Origin of the sequence: Leclercia barmai, from assembly GCF_049312895.1 — a bacterium.
GTDB lineage: Bacteria > Pseudomonadota > Gammaproteobacteria > Enterobacterales > Enterobacteriaceae > Enterobacter > Enterobacter barmai.
In genome coordinates this window covers 1-579 of the sequence record NZ_JBMNWZ010000018.1, presented here as the reverse complement: position 1 = coordinate 579, position 579 = coordinate 1, and the positions used below count along the sequence as shown (strand labels likewise).

Genomic DNA, 579 nt, shown 5'->3' with positions numbered 1-579 from the left:
TCAGGGAGAACTCATCTCGGGGCAAGTTTCGTGCTTAGATGCTTTCAGCACTTATCTCTTCCGCATTTAGCTACCGGGCAGTGCCATTGGCATGACAACCCGAACACCAGTGATGCGTCCACTCCGGTCCTCTCGTACTAGGAGCAGCCCCCCTCAATTCTCCAGCGCCCACGGCAGATAGGGACCGAACTGTCTCACGACGTTCTAAACCCAGCTCGCGTACCACTTTAAATGGCGAACAGCCATACCCTTGGGACCTACTTCAGCCCCAGGATGTGATGAGCCGACATCGAGGTGCCAAACACCGCCGTCGATATGAACTCTTGGGCGGTATCAGCCTGTTATCCCCGGAGTACCTTTTATCCGTTGAGCGATGGCCCTTCCATACAGAACCACCGGATCACTATGACCTGCTTTCGCACCTGCTCGAGCCGTCACTCTCGCAGTCAAGCTAGCTTATGCCATTGCACTAACCTCCTGATGTCCGACCAGGATTAGCTAACCTTCGTGCTCCTCCGTTACTCTTTAGGAGGAGACCGCCCCAGTCAAACTACCCACCAGACACTGTCCGCAACCCGG

General features: G+C 55.3%; 1 rRNA gene. It reads right to left on the bottom strand.

The window, feature by feature from the left end:
- Positions 1–579: ribosomal RNA gene (locus tag ACOYA6_RS23025) — 23S ribosomal RNA — on the bottom strand; the annotation flags it as partial.